This is a genomic window from Lysinibacillus sp. CNPSo 3705, from assembly GCF_028674935.1.
Lineage (GTDB): Bacteria > Bacillota > Bacilli > Bacillales_A > Planococcaceae > Lysinibacillus.
The window spans coordinates 57,233-76,682 of record NZ_JAQZSD010000031.1 but is presented as its reverse complement, the minus strand read 5'-3'; the positions used below and the strand labels follow the sequence as shown (position 1 = coordinate 76,682).

Genomic DNA, 19,450 nt, shown 5'->3' with positions numbered 1-19,450 from the left:
TTCCACCAATTATTAGGTATTAATACCTTTGTAAGTACTAAAAAATACGTACTAATCTTCATATCTCGTCTATTATAGCACTATTTATGCATAAGGATAAATGTGTAACTTTTCTAAAAATACTAATTTCGACGTTAATAAGATAATCTATACGAAAACAATGTAATTCTTATTCAAACATAGCAATTAAATCTTCTTCTGTAATATAACTTTCTCGTGGTTTACTGCCCCGTGCCTCGGACACAAAGCCATGTGATTCCAACATATCGATTAAACGAGCAGCACGATTATAGCCAATATGGTATTTGCGCTGAATTAAGGAAGTAGAGGCTCCTCCTTGCTCATAAACAAATCTACATACATCCTCGAACAGTTCATCTTGCTCAGCGGAAACCTCAGTCTTCTTTAAAAGTTCCTCTTGATCGAATATATAATCAGGCTCTCCTTGCTCACGAACATGCTCAATAATTGCTTCAATTTCATCATCTGTCACAAATGTCCCCTGCAAACGAACAGGAGCAGACATACCATTACCTAAATATAACATATCGCCTCGTCCAAGCAATCTTTCTGCACCTTGTGCATCTAAAATTGTACGTGAATCGATTTGTGAAGATACCGCAAAAGCAATACGTGTAGGAATATTTGATTTAATAAGCCCTGTAATAACGTCAACAGACGGTCTTTGCGTTGCAACTATTAAATGGATACCACAAGCACGTGCCTTTTGGGCAATACGACAAATCGCCTCCTCTACATCTGCAGGAGACATCATCATTAAATCTGCCAATTCATCAATGACAATTAAAATATACGGTAATTTTAAGCTATGTTCATTATTTTTATCCGCAATTGCATTATAACGTGTAATATCACGTGCGCCTGCATGCGCAAATAACTGATAACGACGTTCCATTTCCTCCACTGCCCATTTCAGTGCAGCTGTAGCAGCCTTTACATCGGTGATGACCGGGCTAACTAAATGCGGAATATGATTAAACGGTGCTAATTCTACCATTTTAGGATCGATAAGCATTAGCTTTAATTCATGTGGAGCAGCTTTATATAATAAACTAACCAAAATTGAATTAATACAAACTGATTTACCAGAACCTGTGGCTCCGGCAATTAATCCATGTGGCATTTTTCGCAAATCAATAGTTACAGGCTTCCCTGTTAAATCCAGACCCAATGCTGCTTCTAACGGTGAATCTGACTCGAGGAAAGAAGCACTATTTGTCACTTCCGATAATCGAACAGCGCGAGATACACGGTTCGGTATCTCAATGCCAATTGAGCTCTTCCCAGGAATCGGTGCTTGGATGCGGATGTCTTTCGCTGCCAATGCAAGCTTCAAATCATCTGAAAGATTGCGGATTTTACTAACCTTTGTACCATGACTCACAGTTATTTCAAATTGTGTCACGGCAGGCCCTTGCATAATGGATTCTATTTGAGCTGAGACTTGGAAATAAGACAAAGCCTCGACCAATGTATCTCCCTGTTGCTCCATCCACTCAGTATCTTGTGTTTTTTCCTCAGGTGGCTCTAAAAACTCATCATCTGGCTTTTGATACACATGAACAGGCTTCCGAGGCGTTTCCTGTACTTGATCTTCCACAAATGTTTCAGCTAAAATGGAAGGTTGCTCAAAATACTTCTCATTATCAATAGAATGTTCCTCAGGAATATCTAAATTCTCAGTAGTAACCTTCTGTTCAGTAGCCGTTGCTACTTCCATTTCGGTAGTCGCTGAAATTTCATCGAAGCTCTCTACATCAATCACTGTTTTTTCTAATGTCGAAACGTTAGACATTGATGTGACTGGTGCCATTGTAATGACTGATACACTCTCTGTTGCAGCATTGAATGGAACAGTATTTTCAATAGACACCTCGTTTTCTTCTGTCGACTGTGTAGCTGTTTTATTGTCCATCTCTACCTCGCTAATCCCTAAATCTATAGATTGTGGATTTTGTGCTTTTTCGGATGGAGTAGTATTTTCAATAGAAACCTTGGGTTCCTTCGTCAACTGTGTAGCTGTATTATTGTCCATCTCTAACTCACTAATTTCTAAACCTATAGATTGTGGATTTTGTGCTTTTTCGGATGGAATAATATTTTCAATAGAAACCTCGTGTTCCTTCGTCAACTGTGTAGCTGTTTTATTGTCCATCGCTACCTCGCTAATCCCTAAATCTATAGATTGTGGATTTTGTGCATTTTCGGATGGAGTAGTATTTTCAATAGAAACCTCGGGTTCCTTCGTCAACTGTGTAGCTTTATTATTGTACATCTCTAACTCACTAATTTCTAAACCTATAGATTGTGGATTTTGTGCTTTTTCGGATGTCACTATGTGCTGTTCTACTTCCGAATGATTAAGCTCAGATGAAGGCTCCTGTTTTGCTTGATTTTTGTCAACAATTGTTGATGTCGACTTCATATTTTTAAATTGCTGTTGGATTCTCCATTTCTCTTTGTCAGTTTTTAGCATTAAAACATTAAATGGAATGCCACTTTTTTCTTTCTTTTCTACCGATTGCTCTTCTAAAGGTAGTTCTTCTATAGACTGTTCTTGCAACACGTCTTGCTTTTCATCTTCCTTCATTGGTGGCTGGACTACTGTAACTTCACCAATGTGGATGGTCGAATTTTCGATTTGTACTTGTTCTACAACTACTTCTTTCACATGGATTTCTGATTGGTCAGATGAAAGTTGTTCAATATTCAGCTCCTGTTGAACGGCTTCTTTCATTTGATTTTCAAATTCTACAGCAAAAGAAGTTGTTTGCGGTACAGGTAATTCCGTTGTCGTTTTATGATGATGATTTGTTTCGTCCGTTAATTTATCTTCAAAAGTAATCGGTTGCTTAGCAGGTACTTCGATTTTTTCATTGATGTCAAGCTGTTCAGATTCATCTTTCCGAACTACGCTAATAGGCTCTTTTTCTTCTAGTATATTTTCAATAGCCTCATTTGTTGTCGTTTCTTTTAAAGCCTTAGAAGCTGTAGGTATTGCTAACTCTTTCTTGTCGTGCTCTTCCTTCCGTTTCTCTAATAATTGCTCAATTGGACTTGGCCTAGAAAAACCATAAACTGGTGACGGAACATCACTTGGTACAAAACGCTTGCGATTTTCAATTAAAGCACTTTCATCTGCTTTTTCTACTTGATAATTCGTAACTTTAGGTGAAGTCGGTAAATCATTTTGCGCATCTCGAAAAACAAGACTTGCTTTTGAACGATTCTCCTGTTCAGGCCGACTTCGTGTAATCGTTGTTCTACCAGTTCTCTTCGTCCGATTTGCTAATAAATCTCGAATACCTGAAACCTCAACATCGTAAACACTCGAATCCACAATATGATTATTTAAATGCTTCGGTAGCGATAAATCTTCAATTTGTCCGGAGTAAGTATCATCCATTTGATTAAATGCTGCCTTTGATGATGGTGATGGTGAAGCTGAAAATTCCTCATCCTCAATTAACGGAAAACGAAAAGTTTTTTGTTTTGCTTTAGGTGTTTCTTTATATGAATCCAACTGCTGTGATTGTTCTTCTTCATAGTCTTCATAAAACTCTTCATATTCGTAATCATTGTCATCTTTATTTAAAAATTTATTCATTTGTTTTTTTAACCAATTCACATTGTTCACTCATTTCTCTTACACTTCATTTATAGCATTAACTAAATCAATTATGCCTCGGCATTATTACGGCCAGAGGCTTTGCCAATAGATTTTTTTTGCGCGAAAGCGTAGTGTTAACGTTTAACGTCTGCCGCATGATGTTTGCCACTCGGTCGTTGCCACAGGACGTGGCGTTCCTAGACTGAGGTCTTCTATTTCAGCGGATATTTAGACCCCTGCTGAAAAGTAGCATAAATCTGCATTCATCTCACCACCTATAAAGGTAGAAGACTTCTGTAGCTGTAGCTACAGAAAATACTTGCTGAAAAAAGTTAAATGTCTATAACAAAAAGCATACCATAAAAGTGTAATAGAAACTTGCATTAAGAGGCTCATTCTAGATAAAAAAATCGTTATGTTACTAGCATAATAGTAGCATAACGATTTTAAGTACATATAATCAATTTTCACTTAGCAAATTGTTGCTGTCGCTGCGCTTTCGCACAGCTAAACAGCTTTCGAAGGCTTTATCTTGTTGGTGCCTCAAACGCACTACCAGTTATCGCATCTTCCGGTAATACTAAAATTCCTTTTTCAGAAGGTGCATTTGGTATTGCTAATTCGCGTGCTGAACATAACATACCGTATGATTCAACACCACGTAAATTACCTTCTTTAATAAGCATTCCAGAAGGCATTACTGCACCAATTTTTGCAACAACAACCTTTTGACCTGCTTCCACATTTGGGGCGCCACATACAATTTGTAATGTTTCTTCACCTACGTTTACAGAACAAATACTTAATTTATCAGCATTTGGATGCTTGTCCTTCGTTTCTACATAACCTACAACAAATTTTGGAGAAAAATCTACATCAAGGCTGATTACAGCTCCATTTTTTGATATAGCTGCCTCTAGTTGTTCTACTAATGCTGGCGTAACTTCAACTAGACCTTTTGCATCAGTTTGAATATAGTTGCTAGCATTAAATAAATTAAATGCTTTAATTTCTCCCGTTTGTGCTTCCTTTAAAATAGCGATATCACCCGCACGTTCTAACTCTGTCTTCACGATCGATTCTGTTGCTAATTGTACTAGCAATACATCTCCTACATGCTCTTTGTTGTAAAATACATTCATTGTTTCTCTTGCTCCTTTTTAACTCTGTTTTTTGCTAAAATAAAGATCGGTTCTAGCTCCCCGTCTTCATAAATAAAAGATAATGACGTAATCGGTACAGTACCGACAGCGAAGAAATGCATTGTCATCTGCGCTAATACATCATACCCTGTTTCATTACGAATATCACCTACTATTAATACATCCTGATGTGGTACAGATAACGTCATGTCACCTTCAATGTTAGTCTGCATTTCTTTCAAAAAGCTTTCATTTAAAATACGACTTGCATCGTAGCCATCATTAGCATTAACAAAATAAAAAATATTCCCTGCAACTTCATCTTTTTTATAAACGGTTGGCAGTTGCTTTACGGAAAATCGTGCCATTTCACGAATTTGCTCTACTGTTAATTGTAGTACCTCTAACATGGATTCATCAATAAAACGATAGGTTTTTCCTAAATCAAGCGCATAAAAAATACGTGTTTCGGCTGTATGTTCAGTAGTAATGAATGCATGCCCCTCCTTTGAGGCTTTAGGGTAGGATGTTGCGCGAATAACTGGATAAATTTTTGTAATAGCTTGGAATCCTTGTTCCATTTCTTGTTCCATTGCATTAAAGGTTTGCTCGATTGTATAAACAACTTCATCGATTGCAGCCCCTTGCTTATCATTATATTTTGCTAAAATGCCTGGTAAAGATAGCTCCATCCCTTTACCAATTTTTTTATGGTTAAGGCGTAATTTATCGTGCTTTTTATCAAATTCAAAATCAAACTTTTCCTCATTCAAATGTTGTTTTAATAGGGTCACAAGTTGTTCTGATTTAATTTGTTTCACCTAGCTCACATCCTTTCTTTTAAATTAATTTATTTTTGCGTAATGACCGCTGTCGCGCAGAAATAAATTGTCACAGGTTGTGACGTTTTACTCCAGCAAATCCGGGTATCCTTTCCCCTGATTTAGCGTTTTGAGTACAGAAAATAATTGCTGTAAGAAGTTTAATGAAGAGAAAACGGCTCACATGTTTGTGAACCGTTCTGTTCAAAACTATCCAATTATTTAATCTTAACCGAATGAACGATTTTCGTCATCTCATGTAAATTATCTTATATTTTTCTATTTTAAAAAAATTATTTTAAAGTTGCAACTTCATCATTCCAGTATCACTAATCAATAGAAACTAGTCATGTGCTAATGTGAATAAATATTGGCCAATAAGAAGCGAAACTATATGCTCGAACATCATCTGACGACTTACTAATCCTTGTGTGAAAACGCCTACAGCTCCCGCACCTTGTCGGATATCTCGACGTTGTGTATAGTGCTCCATTACAGGACCAAGTTCCTTCCCAGCTCTTATTTCCTGGGCAATTTCTTCTGGTAATATAATTTGTGCGCCAGCAGCTGTATAAGTTGTGCCATTTGATACTGTAAGTGCTCCCCAGTTACAAACGTACATAACACCATCAATTTCAGTCACTCCACCCTCTAATCCAAACGATAATTGAGCACCCGTCTCTTTGATTGCGTTTTTCGCACGGTTTATTGCGCCCAATCGTGTTTCTTCATGAGTCATCGGTTGATCGGATACTTGTGAAGCAGCCTTTACGTAAGTAAAATTTGGTTTATCAAAATATTTTCTAGCAATAACTTCAACCGCCTCTGTTTTTGCCTTGTTTGTTGTTCCAATAGTTATGTTCATTTTCTAATCCCTCTTTCTTTGCATAGAAAAAGATGCCCCTAAAGGCATCTTTTAACTTCTTTCAGCGGAATCACTTTACACATTAGCGCGAATCGTTGCTAATGTCGAACGATCTGCTTTTTTCACTAGTTCCACAATTAAAGCTTTTGCAGCTGCATAGTCATCAATATGAATAATTGAAGCTGATGTATGAATATAGCGTGAGCAAACACCAATTACTGCACTAGGAATGCCGTCATTTGCCGTGTGTACACGTCCTGCATCTGTACCACCTTGTGATACAAAATATTGATAAGGGATATTATTCGTTTCCGCAGTATCTAAGATGAATTCACGCATGCCTCTATGTGTAACCATCGTACGGTCAAGAATACGTAATAATGTCCCTTTTCCAAGCTGACCAAATTGATTTTTTTCTCCTGACATATCATTTGCAGGTGAAGCATCTAGAGCAAAGAATAAATCCGGTTTAATCATATTTGCGGACACTTGAGCACCTCGCAGACCAACCTCTTCCATTACATTGGCACCTGAATATAAATGCGAGGCTAACTTTTCACCTTTCACTTCTTTCATCAATTCAATTGCCAATCCACAGCCATAGCGGTTATCCCAAGCTTTGGCCATAATTTTTTTCGGATTTGCCATCGGTGTAAATGGGCAGACAGGGATAATTGATTGACCTGGACGAACGCCAAGTGCAATAGCATCTTCTTTATTGTCTGCGCCAACATCTATTAGCATATTTTTAATATCCATCGGTTTAGAACGTTCAGCATCTGTTAATAAGTGTGGTGGTATTGATGAAATTACGCCAGGAATGGCACCATTTTTAGTAAATACTTCAACTCGTTGCGCTAGCATTACCTGATTCCACCAGCCACCTAATGTTTGAAAGCGGATCATCCCGTTATCAGTAATAGAAGTAACCATAAATGCCACTTCATCCATATGACCAGCAACTAACACTTTTGGTGCATCAGCAACTTCACTATGCTTCACACCGAAAATACCCCCTAAATTATCCTGAACAATCTCATCCGAGTACTTTTCCAACTCAGAACGCATGAACGCACGTACCGCATGTTCATTGCCCGGTGCGCCTGGTAATTCTGTTAGTGTTTTAAATAATTGTAATGTTTCCTCATTCATGATGACTCTCTCTCCCCACGAAGTAGAATATTCTTCCTTGCCATTGTAACATATTTAGTTATATTCATCAGAAAACTTCCATTTTTCAATGAATAGCATGATAAATGAGAGTTATCGTTCATCTTCAAAGCATACCCAAAACTTGCTCTGTGCAAAAGTGAAGCACCAGCGTAATTTCCAAGTTCGTCATATTGATACATTTCCTAAAAAGTGCTAAAGTGTGAACGTGCATTCACTCTGTATGCTATGTTAAAATGGAGCTATAGAAAAAGGAGGAAAGAAGCATGAAATTACGTGATTTTTTAATTGGTGTTGCTACTGGCCTAGCTGCCGCAGTCATTGTTAAAGAAGCAAGCGAAAAGGTTTCTCCGTATGTACCTGCAGGACAAGTACTCGAAAACATAAAAAAGGAATTTAAAAAGGATTCACCGATTGACGGTTCTTGGATTTTTATGAAAACAGACAATTTCTCTAATGGCATTATGACTATCCCTGTATACCGTGGTGGTATCTCTCGTATGCATGAGGGCGAAATGCAAACATTTGAATTTGCTGCTGACGCTCGCTCAGGTGTAGTAGTAGAGCTAACAGAAGTATAACCTTACTCCGTAATACACGAACAAATATTATAAAACCCTACAAAAAAGAAGCCATCTTATTTATTTGAGATAGCTTCTTTTAATAGAGTTAAAAACAAAATGATCAAGTAAATATTTAAGAATGTTGAGCGAGATTTCAGTTCCTAACCACTCGCTATTCTGTGAAAAATCTTCAAGTTGCTTACGCTGTTGCAGCCACTACGTTAAACTACGCTTTCGCACATAAAACAATTTTTAAAAATTTCTTTTTATCACTATAAATTAGAGTGGCATACATATATACGCTATGTGAATAAGTTGATTGGAGTGGAGACTGGGCGACTCCTCGGGGATCAGCGTCACAGATGAGACCCTGCAGCGCAGCGAAGCGGCTCATCGGACGCCCCCAGGAAGCTTTGCTCTGTGCGATAGCGAAGCGTCAGCTACAAAGCGCCCAGTCGGAACGGAAATCAACCACTCTTTTTGCTGAAGAGCTATTTTTATTTAATAATACATCTTTATTTCATCGATATAATAGTTTTTTCAATAACTTGAAAAAGCCATCTCGTCATTGGAGATGGCTTCTTCGTTTTACTCAGACAATCCTTTATTGTTGAAGTATTTTTTGTATTTACGATAATAATTTAAATTATTTAACGTTAGCTTCACCCAACGTTTCGCATTCATATCTTGATTAAAGTAAAGAGAGTTTGTATATTTCCCTTCACGAATTAATTTTTTAGCTTCTAACTTAAGCTTTTCATTTGATGCATATTTGAATAGCACGCCTTTAGGAATGATCATCCATAAATGCTTGTCCTGAACATAAGTTACTTCCTGTTCAATATTTAACATATGGTCATCCGCTACATATTTCATTAAATTATGACCACTTGCCGTTACATAATAACTAGAGCGACCATTACGTAAGTTAATTTCAAACAACTTATACTGTTTGTCACGCATATCATATTTCATATCGAAGTTAGCAAAGCCTGTATAACCTATATCCTCTAAGAAGAAACGTACTTGATCCATTAATTCTTTATCGTATGTTGTAACAATTGCTGCATAACTACCGATTCCTTCAGGTGAATGCTCTTCTAAGATTGGGTTTCCTAGACACATTAGCTTTACTTTGCCGTCCTTCCCTACATACGCATTTAATACACGCATATACGAATCATCACCTGGAATGAATTCTTGAATAATCATTGTATCCTGATAAGTTGAGCTATAAATTGCTTTTAAAATAGCTGTTTTTTCCGCTTCATCATTCGCAACGAAAACTTTTTTCTTACCCGGGAATTTACATGCCCAATATTCCACCGAGTTCGATGCCTTTAAAATAATTGGGTAATCAAATGGTGGTGTAAAGTTTTCGTAATTGTCTGCTGTTACAGTCGTCGTACCAGGATATTTAAAATCGTACTTATCACACATTTTATAGAAATTTTCTTTTAATAAAATTTCATCCATAAGTGATTCATCAATGTATGGTACTGTAAAATGCTCCTGCAATGCTGGCTTATTTTTGATAATAAGCTTTGCATAATCATCTCCACAAGCTAACAACAGTAGTTTTTTATCTGAATATTTTTTTGCGACCTTTGCAAGTGCAGGTGCAAATACATCCTGTTCATTTAAGCGATCAATCTCTTCGAAGTTTATGATATGACTATCTTGCGTTGCCGTTAAATGTGAACGTCCTAATACAAGTGGTTTAATACCATAAGCCTCATAAAATGCACGTGCCATACCATATGCATTCATATCTGATCCTAGTAATACTGGTAAAAATGGTTGCTCAGTTGCCATGTATATTTCAACTCTCTTTTGTGTTTTAGTATAGCTTTTAGTGTATCATATTTTCCAAGATGTTCACGAAAAAAGTGTCAAAAAAATGGGGTATAGACAATTAGGCTCATCACCGTAACGTGAAGTTGATTTCCGTTCCGGCCGGGCGCTTTGTAGCTGTCGCTTCGCTTTCGCTACAGGAAACATTTGTAGCTGTCGCTTCGCTTTCGCTACAGAAAACACGCGAAAGCGTGAGTGCAACGTAGCGACAGCAGCACGATGTTGGTCACGAAGGCGTTATCACAGGATGTGATGCTTTTAGCCTTCGTTCCTCTATTGTTGATCCCCAAGGAGTCGCCCAGCCTCCACTCATAATCAACTTATATACATCGCATACGTTTTAAATAAATTAAACCTCCATTTTTGTAAAACCTAAAAATACCCACCCGTAATACAGGAAGTTCCCTTTAAATGTACCATGTCAGAGGTGAAAGTCTTCTGTAATCACGGTTGCACTTTCGTTTTCAAAGAACATTTGCTGAATAAAGATAAAAAAACGTGCGAACACAAAAGGTTCCCACGTTTTTTTATTAAAATGTAATAACAGCTTGTCTGCTGCGTTCTAATTTATCTACAACTTCTTTACCTGTTTCATCCCATTTAATCATGCGGTAATACGCATCATGGTAGAAGATAAAGCCGTAGCCATTTGCAAGTGCTTCTTTCATTATACGTTCCTTGGCAAAGACACTCGTCATTGGATAATCGTCATACGCTAAAACCCATAATGGATTTTGGTGTGCGTGTGTTGGCATAATATCTGCCATATGCAATAATACCTCGCCATTTTGAGTTAATTTTATAATGGCATGTCCATCACTATGACCACCCGTATGAATCATTTCAATGCCCGGAGCTACTTCCAACGTACCTTCATACGTTTCTACTAAGTGCTGAACTGGCTCCCAGTTTTCTTTCCAATACGTATTTTTCGAGCGAATATTTGGCTCACGCATTTCGTCCCACTCGATTTTCGTTACGAAGATTTTGGCATTCGGGAATGTTGGTACAAGGATATCATCTTCCCATTGCGTTAAACCCCCAGCGTGGTCAAAATGTAGATGCGTCATTAATACTGCATCAATATCAGCTGTTGTTAGTCCTAGCTCCTGTAAGCTAGCCGCTAATGTTGATTCTTCAGTTACCCCAAAGTTTCGTAGTTGTTTTTCATTTAATTTGTTAAAGCCAACACCTGCATCAACAAGATAGTTTTTGCCACCATATTGAATTAAAATCGGCTCAGTTGGTAGCTCGATTTGATTTTTTTCGTTGACTGGATATTTGCGTGACCAAAGTGGTTTTGGTACAACACCAAACATAGCACCGCCATCAAGGCAAGTGACACCCCCGTTTAGCCATGATAATGACATATTGTGAAACGTTAACTGATCCATCCATACTCCCCCTATTTAGTAAAGAATTGCGATTCTAGACGATAAATCGGCTGTCCTTTAGCAGAAAATTTCTGCTCATATTCAGTCATAACGTTATCCTCAGGCATATTCGCATGTAGGTCGAGTGATACATACTTAAGTAACATACCATATTCAGACATACTAATTAATGAATACTCAAACAAACCACGGTTATCCGTTTTAAAATGGATTTCCCCCTCATCCACTAAAATCGACTCATATAATTTCAAAAAATCCCCGTGCGTTAAACGTCGCTTAGCATGGCGCGTTTTTGGCCAAGGATCTGAGAAATTCAGATACACACGGTCTACGTCATTTTTCGCAAAAAATTTATTTAAATCTGCGCCATTTACTTTTAATAGTCGTAAATTCGCTGGAGATTTAGCCTCTATAATTTTTTCCAATGCACAAACAATGACACTGTCATAAAGCTCAATGCCAATATAATTTATATCTGGATTTTGTAAGGCCATACCTGTGACAAATTGTCCTTTCCCAGTACCTACTTCAATATGTAGTGGGTTGTCATTTCCGAAAACAGCCTGCCAATTCCCTTTAAAGTCTTCAGGATTTGGAACAATCACCTCTGGATGACTCGTAATCATTTCCTCCGCCCAAGGCTTATTTCTTAATCTCAATTTTTTTCCTCATTTCTTTCTCATGAAATTATTGATTTTTTATAGTATAACGTATAACTATAAAATTCGCATGAAATTATTGCGAAATGATATTTTAGTGATGGGCCATCTTTCAATGTTCCTTTGCTATAACCTGCCAAGCATTACGTTGCACTGTACAAGGGATATTCGTTCCCTCTCTAATTTCTCCAATATAGTTACCATCTGTATGACAATCAACGTTATTTGCTTGCACGAAAATGTTAAATTGATTGCCTTGCAAAAAAGTAATCTCTTTAAATTTTGTATGTTTTTCAAAAAACACAGTCACAAATACTAGTAGCAATTTAAGTCGTGAAATACCGTGAACGATTGTCAGTTCGATTCGTCCATCATTAGGTTTAGAAGATGGGGAAATTTTCATCCCCCCTCCGAAATAAGGTTGATTGCTCATCGCTACAAACCACGCCTGCTTAAATTGCCGTTCTTGATCGCTTGTTCGAATAGTTACATCAAAGGATTTAAAGCTAAATAGCCCTCTTACAACAGCCGCAGCATAGGATAGCTTGCCGAGCCCGATTTTATTGAGGTAAAGCTTCAAACGGGATTTATTAATACGTTTTGTGACAAATGCATCGAAGCCCACACCAGCATTATTGACAAATATTTCGTGCTGTTGATCTCCAAATTGAACGACACCAACATCCATTGGGAGATTAGCCATTTCATTATTTTGAATATAGCTTTCAATTTGAAAAGCATTTTGAAATGTAGTAAAGTACCGTGCGAAATCATTTCCGGAACCAGCACGGACTACACCAATAACGATAAATTTATTATGTACAACGCCACTAACAATCTCATGTATTGTGCCGTCACCGCCAACAATAACAATTAATTGTTTGGTTTGAGCATTTTGCGCCCAATTTTTTGCAAGTTCCTTTCCATGCCCCTCATATTCTGTAAAGGCGACTTCATAATTCATTGATAATTGTCGTTGCAAGTGATGCCAGACTTTCTTACCTTTGCCATGCCCTGCTGCTTCATTCACAATAAATAATACTCGCATGCACTATTCCCCTGCTGATTGAGAAGATTGCTTCCAAATATCTCGATTAAAAGATGTTGTTTGTACGTTGTTTAAAATCGTTTGAGACGCACGAATTTGCATATGTTTCATAGGAGAGGATACTTTCTTTAAATGCTCCATCCACTCTCCATAGTTTCGACGATCCACAAATTGAATTCCGTAAGGTGATCCTGGATAATCGAAATAGCCATTCTGTGTTAATATGACTTTACGAATTGGCATATTTATATCGTCCTGCGTAAATAATTGCGTTAATACAGACTCCATACGATTTAAACTTATCATTGGATTAAGGATTTTTGAATCCTTCGTTCCTACTTTTTTTATCCAGAATCGCTCACTGCCTCCTACATAAACAGCTTGATTTTCTGCTTCCAGCACTGTTATACAAATACATTCTGTCGGTGACATTAATACGACATCAAGCTCTATGGGTGCTTTTCTAATTTGTAAAATAGGATAGTAAAAAAGCAAATAATTGTCTGGTAATTTTTGTAATAAATTTCGTAGTAATGGATCACGCATAAAACGAGGATCTACATACGACTTTTCACGTAATGTTGAACTTGCCCATTTCATTTGAAAATGGAAAAATTGATCGATAAACATTCGTTTTAATTCATGAATTGATTGCGGTGCGTAGACAATTTTCGGTTCAAATGTTAAAGTCGTTTCTTCTTCAGGTATGATATCTTCATCACTTATTAGTTCATTCGATATTTCTATCTGTTCAACATCCACATTTTCTTCCTTCTGACGACCTGCAAATATCTTTTTGAATAAAGAGAATCTCTCTTTTTCTGTGAAAGAATCATTTTCTGAGTCGTCGTCGGTATGTTGCCACTCACTAATTTCTTCTCCTAACTCCCACTGTCGCTTAACACGCTCCCATTGACTTTTCTTTAAGCGTACAAATTGAGTTGGATATCTTGCTAAATCAATTTGATAGCGTGAAATATAATCTTGTATTTTCACCAATTGTGCCATGTGTTTTGGTCACTCCAATCTTACTCGCCCTATATCTAATTTGCTAATTTCCCTACTACTGCTTGGAAGGCAAATCGAAGTATCAATTTTCTCCTTGGCATAATGTAGTTGTAACGGTCGATACATAAAATATTTACTAAATAAAGAGAAATAGACATTTGTATTCATTACATCGATATTTGCTCTTTAACCTTAAATTACGATAGCAATCATTCTACAACTGCTTTCATCCTTTTTATTTTACATGACGTTTCACGATAAAACATCCATAATTTGTTCTATAGAAAAAGAGAACTACCCAAGTTTAGGTAGTTCTCTTAAAGGATTTATTTATTTTGCATTAATAGAAAGTGGTAATTTTGCTTCGAATGCTTGCTGTAATTTACGAGTCCATTCCCCAGGAACTCCAGCTCCAATTTTGTTACCATCCACATCGATAACAGGTGTTACTTCCGAAGATACAGATGACACAATTACCTCATCCATTGTTAATACATCAGCCTTCGTCATCGGTTCTTCAATAACTGGTAAATTAATTTCCTCAGCACATTTTAAAATAACTTGGCGTGTAATACCGTTTAAAATGAAGTTATTAGCAGGGTGTGTATAAAGCTTACCATCTTTAATGCCGTAAACATTTGCTGATGAACATTCTGTTACGATGTCACCGCGATGTAAAATAGCTTCATAGCAGCCTTTTTCAGATGCTTCTTGTTTCGCCAGTACAGCACCTAATAAATTTAATGATTTAATATCACAACGTAACCAGCGAATATCCTCAACAAAGGTAGCCTTAACACCTTTTTCAAAGTTTTCATATGAACGCTCGCCAGCTTTAACATTCCCTGTTAATACAGCTGGAACACTTGCATCTGGGAAAATATGATTACGAGATGTTGTACCTCGTGTAATTTGGAAATAAATATGGCCCGTTTCCAAATTATTTTTTTCAATAAGATCATGTAATAATTTGTGCAATACGTCTTTAGTATACGGAATGACAAGACGAATTTTTTCGGCACTCGCATAGAAACGATCAATATGTTCTTGTGCTGTGAACATGTTTCCGTTATAAACTTTAATTACTTCATAAATGCCGTCACCAAATTGGTAACCTCTGTCTTCTGGAGATACTGTAATTGATCCTTCTTCAACGATTTGATCATTCCATAATGAATATGCCATGCTTCGTTCATCCTTTTCATATTTAATTTATTTATTTCCCGCAAGTTCAACAATTGCTTCAGCATAAATTGCTGTTGCTTTTATGAGATTTTCAATGACGACAAACTCATCCGCACGATGCGCTACATCAGGTTCACCCGGGAACAGCATGCCAAATGCCACACCTTTTTTCATCACACGTGCATACGTACCACCACCTGTAGAAAGTAAAGGCGTTTCATAATCTCCTGTTTGACGTCTATAAATATTTGCTAGCGTCTGGATAAATGCATCGTCCTCGCTTACATAATGAGGCTTTGAGTCATCCTGAATATCCAATGAAAATCCTTTAGCCACAGCTAAGCGTTGTACTTCTGTGATTTTTTCATCAAATGGATATGTGACAGAATAGCGCATGCTAATAACCATGCTACCACCTTTCGCCACATCATAAGTTACAATACCTGGATTCAATGTAGTTTTACCAGACATTTCGTCCTCAAATTGTAAATTAAGCTTGTGACCATAATGGTCTTGATAAAAAACATCTGCGATAAAGTCGACAAATTGTTTACTTGCCTCTGTCGTCAACTCTTGTTGTAAAAATGCTGTAAGATAAACAGCTGCATTGACACCTTTTTCCGGCTCCATTGCATGAGCTGCTTTACCTTTGATAGTTATTATATAGCGAGAACCCTCGATTAATAAAGAGCCTTCTAGCTGATTTTCGCTTAAAAATGCGTGAAAATTCTGTGCAAATTGTGGGGAAACAAACTGCACTGTTGCTTTTGCAAAATCAGGTACCATATTTGGTCGCTTTCCAGCATTAAATAGTAATAGCTGTTCTTTCGAAGCATCACCTGTTTTATTTTGAGAGAACACTAGCTCTGCAATGCCTTTTTCAGCATTGATGAGCGGGAAATCCGCATCTGGTGCAAATCCAATCGTCGGCATTTCCTCATGTTTAAAATAGTGGTCGACACAGCGGAAGCCTGTTTCTTCATCCGTACCAATTATCATACGTACTCTTTTATGAAGCTTAATGCCTGCATCTTTGACAAGTTTCATGGCCATCCATGCCGCAATTGTTGGGCCTTTATCATCTATTGCGCCACGAGCAAATAGCTTACCATCTGCTACAGTGCCGCTAAAGGGTGGGTATGTCCAATCTGTTTCATCACCAACCGGTACTACGTCAACATGACATAAAATACCTAATAAATCATCGCCTTCACCCATCTGTATATGACCTGCATAATTATCAATATTTTTCGTTTGCAGCCCTTCAACTTGGCCTTTTGCTAATAACCATTCAAGAGCCTTTAGTGGACCATCACCAAAAGGTACTTCAGTAGTGATCGTATTCTCATCGAGAACACTATTTATTTGCACAAGCTCCTGTAACTCTTGTATCAATTCATCTTGCCTTTCCTTTGCAGCTTGTAACCAATCCATACGATGTACCTCCTTCAATGTATTAACATTATTCTACTCTTTACAACATAAATTACAATCATCTTTCTTACAACCTTTTCAAAATCTTACTTCGGACAATACCACATATAGCACGTTTTTCACTTATTCCCACAAAATACAGTGAAAATTTTATGTCTTAATTGTAAATTTCCCTTGCATTCACTAGAAAATTGACTAGCTTTTCTATATAATGAATTTATCAGAATGATTTTTCTGAATATAAAATTAGAAAAGGGGATGTCTAAGGCAGCTACTTATTAGCCTAAGTGCACTCCGCACATATTGTCGTCCGCTAGTCTTTGCCAAGAGAATTAAGATGAAGGAGTGGTTCATTTATGAAACCAACTACTGATCGAATGCTTAATCGTATTAAAGACGTGTACATGTTTATTTTAGACAAAGGAACCGTGTCTACACAGGATTTAGTCGAAGAGTTTAGTATCACTCCTCGCACCGTTCAAAGAGATTTGAACGTGTTAGCCTTTAACGATTTGGTGATGAGTCCAAGTCGAGGCAAATGGACAACGACGAAGAAAAAAGTAAAATTGACGTCTTAGTTTTTACGTGTAACACGTAAAGCATCTTGTATGGAAAAAGAATGACCTTTCGTCGTGGTCATTCTTTTTTTGTTTGGCTCTAAAAGATTTACATAATGTTATGTAGCGAATCCAATTTTATGCGAAGCACCGTGTTAGCAAAAACGGCAACTGCACTTCTTCAATTACTCAGCTATTTATCGCTTTTTAATTTTCCTTAGTCATTTCTTTAAGTAAAGAAATAATCTCTTTGTTTTGTTCAATTTGAATTTCACTATTCACTCGAATAATTCTAACCCATCTTAATACTAAAGCTACTAGCAAAATAGGTATTAACGCAAACAACGCTCCTACCATACCTACCGCATCCCCTGAAAAATTCATTTTGACAGCCCTCCCTTTCAATCAATTTTACCATAATAATACAACCGCTTTTGTTTAACTAGCCTAGCCCGTTAGCCATCCATCCCGAGCGCAAAAACCAGCGATACACTACAGAGAATGAAAGATTATTTCGTTCTTTCATGGGAGTTAAATAGCACACTGTATACGAAAACAGCCTTTTTGTTTTCTATCAGCTATCAAAAAAACACCATGCCTTTATCTTTAAAAAATAAAATAATAAATATTCACAAATTCCAAAATTTCATGCACTTCACTATTAACATAGCATTTAATAATTTTTATAGATGTTCCTGCACATCAGAGGTTTTCTGTTCAAACCACCACTCTAAAAATTACTGTATTTTTATAAAATTTGTTTCCTTGGCGTTATCTCTGAATATTTTCCCACTATTTACAATTGTTTAACAATCCGTTAAAATCGAAACATTCTTCATTTCGAGAGGACGATTCTATGAAACTTCCCAAACTGTTTCATCCACTAGTTTGGATTATTTTAGGAGGAACTATTTTCACACGTATTGCAAGTTTTATGGCAATGCCCTTTTTAGCAATTTACCTACATAATGAAATAGAAGCATCCCCTTTACAAATAGGTTTAACGGTTGGTATTGCACCGTTAATCTCCACTGTAGGCGGGTTCTTCGGTGGTTATTTAACAGACCGCTTTGGTAGAAAAAACGTCATTTTACTTACGATTATTGTTTGGAGTATTGTGTTCTTTGGCTTTGCAACAGCACAAACGATTTGGTTCTTTGTAGCATTGAACGCCCTTAATGGTTTATGTCGCTCCTTCTTTGAACCCTCAACACAGGCATTAATGATTGATTTTACTCCTGTAGATATACGAAAAAGATTATATTCGTTTCGTTACACAGCCATTAATATAGCGGCTGTAATCGGCCCTTTAATTGGTGTTTATATTTCTCAATTGTCCAGTCCAAGTATTCCATTCATGCTGACAGGGACTATGTATATTATTTACGCCGTATTTTTATTTTTCGTGTTAAATCGCTATGAAATGCGACAACCAAAAGCTTCAACACCAACTAAAATACTGCAAACCTTTACGATTCTATTAACGAATCGTGTATTACTAAGCTTTATTTTCGGGGCAATTTTAATAAATATCGGTTACTCTCAATTTGATTCAACACTGCCACAAATCATTGAACTTAAAATTGAAGATGGAACTAAGCTCTATTCTCTACTAATTTCACTAAATGCAGCAGTTGTGTTATTACTACAATTACCGATTAGCATACTTTCGGAACGTTTTTCATCCACAGCTACTCTATTAATAGGGATTTTGTTTTTGGCTTTTGGTCTTTTATTATTCGGCTTCTCAACTAACTATTCGTTATATATGATCGCTATGATTATATTCACGATTGGTGAAATTTTCGCCTTTCCAACGATGAGTGTCATGATTGATGAAATTGCGCCTGATACACAAAAGGGAACCTATTTAGGAGCAGCTCAATTTAAAAATTTAGGAGGATTTATTGGACCAATTATTGGTGGGTGGCTGTTAACACATTATATGAATGCAATGTTTGCAGTCATTGCTATCCTAGTTTTATGCAGTTGTATATTTTATAAATCAAAGCTTAAGACGCACCATGAATAAAGTGCTCAACAGGCATCTGTTTTAACAAATGTCATCCACAGCTTTTGGTGATGAGCCAATATAATGTAACCTTTTACGGACTTTAAC

General features: G+C 36.9%; 16 protein-coding genes. 3 read left to right on the top strand and 13 right to left on the bottom strand.

Annotated elements, in window-relative coordinates; all coding sequences use genetic code 11:
* Positions 1 to 169: 169 nt before the first annotated feature.
* The 5 genes from PVA17_RS14340 to PVA17_RS14320 form a co-directional block, all read right to left on the bottom strand.
* The gene (locus PVA17_RS14340) at positions 170 to 3,649 is read right to left on the bottom strand and encodes a DNA translocase FtsK (protein ID WP_274068053.1); all 3,480 of its coding nucleotides are present in this window, start codon (positions 3,647 to 3,649) and stop codon (positions 170 to 172) included.
* A 509-nt stretch (positions 3,650 to 4,158) separates the two neighbouring features.
* Positions 4,159 to 4,773, bottom strand: coding sequence for a YtpR family tRNA-binding protein (gene ytpR, locus PVA17_RS14335; protein ID WP_132357243.1), 615 nt, complete (start codon positions 4,771 to 4,773; stop codon positions 4,159 to 4,161).
* On the bottom strand, positions 4,770 to 5,594 hold the full coding sequence (locus PVA17_RS14330; RefSeq protein ID WP_248716915.1) for a DUF1444 domain-containing protein: 825 nt from the start codon (positions 5,592 to 5,594) through the stop codon (positions 4,770 to 4,772). Before PVA17_RS14330 ends, ytpR begins: the two co-directional genes overlap by 4 nt.
* A 343-nt stretch (positions 5,595 to 5,937) precedes the next feature.
* Positions 5,938 to 6,459, bottom strand: coding sequence for a DUF84 family protein (locus PVA17_RS14325; protein WP_132357245.1), 522 nt, complete (start codon positions 6,457 to 6,459; stop codon positions 5,938 to 5,940).
* Positions 6,460 to 6,534: 75 nt separating this feature from the next.
* Positions 6,535 to 7,611, bottom strand: a complete 1,077-nt coding sequence (locus PVA17_RS14320) for a M42 family metallopeptidase (RefSeq protein WP_132357246.1) — start codon at positions 7,609 to 7,611, stop codon at positions 6,535 to 6,537.
* 284 nt (positions 7,612 to 7,895) lie between these two features.
* Between PVA17_RS14320 and PVA17_RS14315 the strand changes: the two genes are divergently transcribed.
* Complete coding sequence (locus PVA17_RS14315; protein WP_132357247.1) at positions 7,896 to 8,210, top strand: hypothetical protein; 315 nt, start codon at positions 7,896 to 7,898, stop codon at positions 8,208 to 8,210.
* Between the two features lie 570 nt (positions 8,211 to 8,780).
* On the opposite strand, the gene PVA17_RS14310 is transcribed toward PVA17_RS14315, so the two are convergent.
* From PVA17_RS14310 to pepV, 7 genes are all read right to left on the bottom strand, one after another.
* On the bottom strand, positions 8,781 to 10,007 hold the full coding sequence (locus tag PVA17_RS14310; protein WP_248716918.1) for a carboxylate--amine ligase: 1,227 nt from the start codon (positions 10,005 to 10,007) through the stop codon (positions 8,781 to 8,783).
* A 569-nt stretch (positions 10,008 to 10,576) separates the two neighbouring features.
* Positions 10,577 to 11,440 carry a YtnP family quorum-quenching lactonase gene (locus PVA17_RS14305; protein ID WP_132357249.1) on the bottom strand — a complete coding sequence of 288 codons (864 nt, stop codon included), beginning with the start codon at positions 11,438 to 11,440 and terminating at the stop codon, positions 10,577 to 10,579.
* A gap of 11 nt (positions 11,441 to 11,451) precedes the next feature.
* On the bottom strand, positions 11,452 to 12,099 hold the full coding sequence (gene trmB / locus PVA17_RS14300; protein ID WP_248716920.1) for a tRNA (guanosine(46)-N7)-methyltransferase TrmB: 648 nt from the start codon (positions 12,097 to 12,099) through the stop codon (positions 11,452 to 11,454).
* A 112-nt stretch (positions 12,100 to 12,211) separates the two neighbouring features.
* A complete protein-coding gene (locus PVA17_RS14295; RefSeq protein ID WP_274068052.1) occupies positions 12,212 to 13,147 on the bottom strand; it encodes a diacylglycerol/lipid kinase family protein in 936 nt (311 codons plus the stop codon).
* Between the two features lie 3 nt (positions 13,148 to 13,150).
* On the bottom strand, positions 13,151 to 14,155 hold the full coding sequence (locus PVA17_RS14290; RefSeq protein WP_274068051.1) for a nuclease-related domain-containing protein: 1,005 nt from the start codon (positions 14,153 to 14,155) through the stop codon (positions 13,151 to 13,153).
* A gap of 330 nt (positions 14,156 to 14,485) precedes the next feature.
* Positions 14,486 to 15,340 carry a D-amino-acid transaminase gene (dat, locus tag PVA17_RS14285; RefSeq protein ID WP_132357253.1) on the bottom strand — a complete coding sequence of 285 codons (855 nt, stop codon included), beginning with the start codon at positions 15,338 to 15,340 and terminating at the stop codon, positions 14,486 to 14,488.
* A gap of 27 nt (positions 15,341 to 15,367) precedes the next feature.
* Entirely contained in the window at positions 15,368 to 16,774 is a 1,407-nt protein-coding gene (gene pepV / locus PVA17_RS14280) for a dipeptidase PepV (RefSeq protein ID WP_274068050.1), read from the bottom strand.
* 356 nt (positions 16,775 to 17,130) lie between these two features.
* Between pepV and PVA17_RS14275 the strand changes: the two genes are divergently transcribed.
* Entirely contained in the window at positions 17,131 to 17,352 is a 222-nt protein-coding gene (locus PVA17_RS14275) for a DeoR family transcriptional regulator (protein ID WP_049667439.1), read from the top strand.
* Positions 17,353 to 17,538: 186 nt separating this feature from the next.
* Here the strand turns inward: PVA17_RS14275 and PVA17_RS14270 are convergent, their stop codons facing one another.
* Positions 17,539 to 17,715, bottom strand: coding sequence for a hypothetical protein (locus PVA17_RS14270; RefSeq protein WP_274068049.1), 177 nt, complete (start codon positions 17,713 to 17,715; stop codon positions 17,539 to 17,541).
* Positions 17,716 to 18,187: 472 nt separating this feature from the next.
* Between PVA17_RS14270 and PVA17_RS14265 the strand changes: the two genes are divergently transcribed.
* The gene (locus PVA17_RS14265) at positions 18,188 to 19,363 is read left to right on the top strand and encodes an MDR family MFS transporter (RefSeq protein ID WP_274068048.1); all 1,176 of its coding nucleotides are present in this window, start codon (positions 18,188 to 18,190) and stop codon (positions 19,361 to 19,363) included.
* Positions 19,364 to 19,450 lie beyond the last annotated feature (87 nt).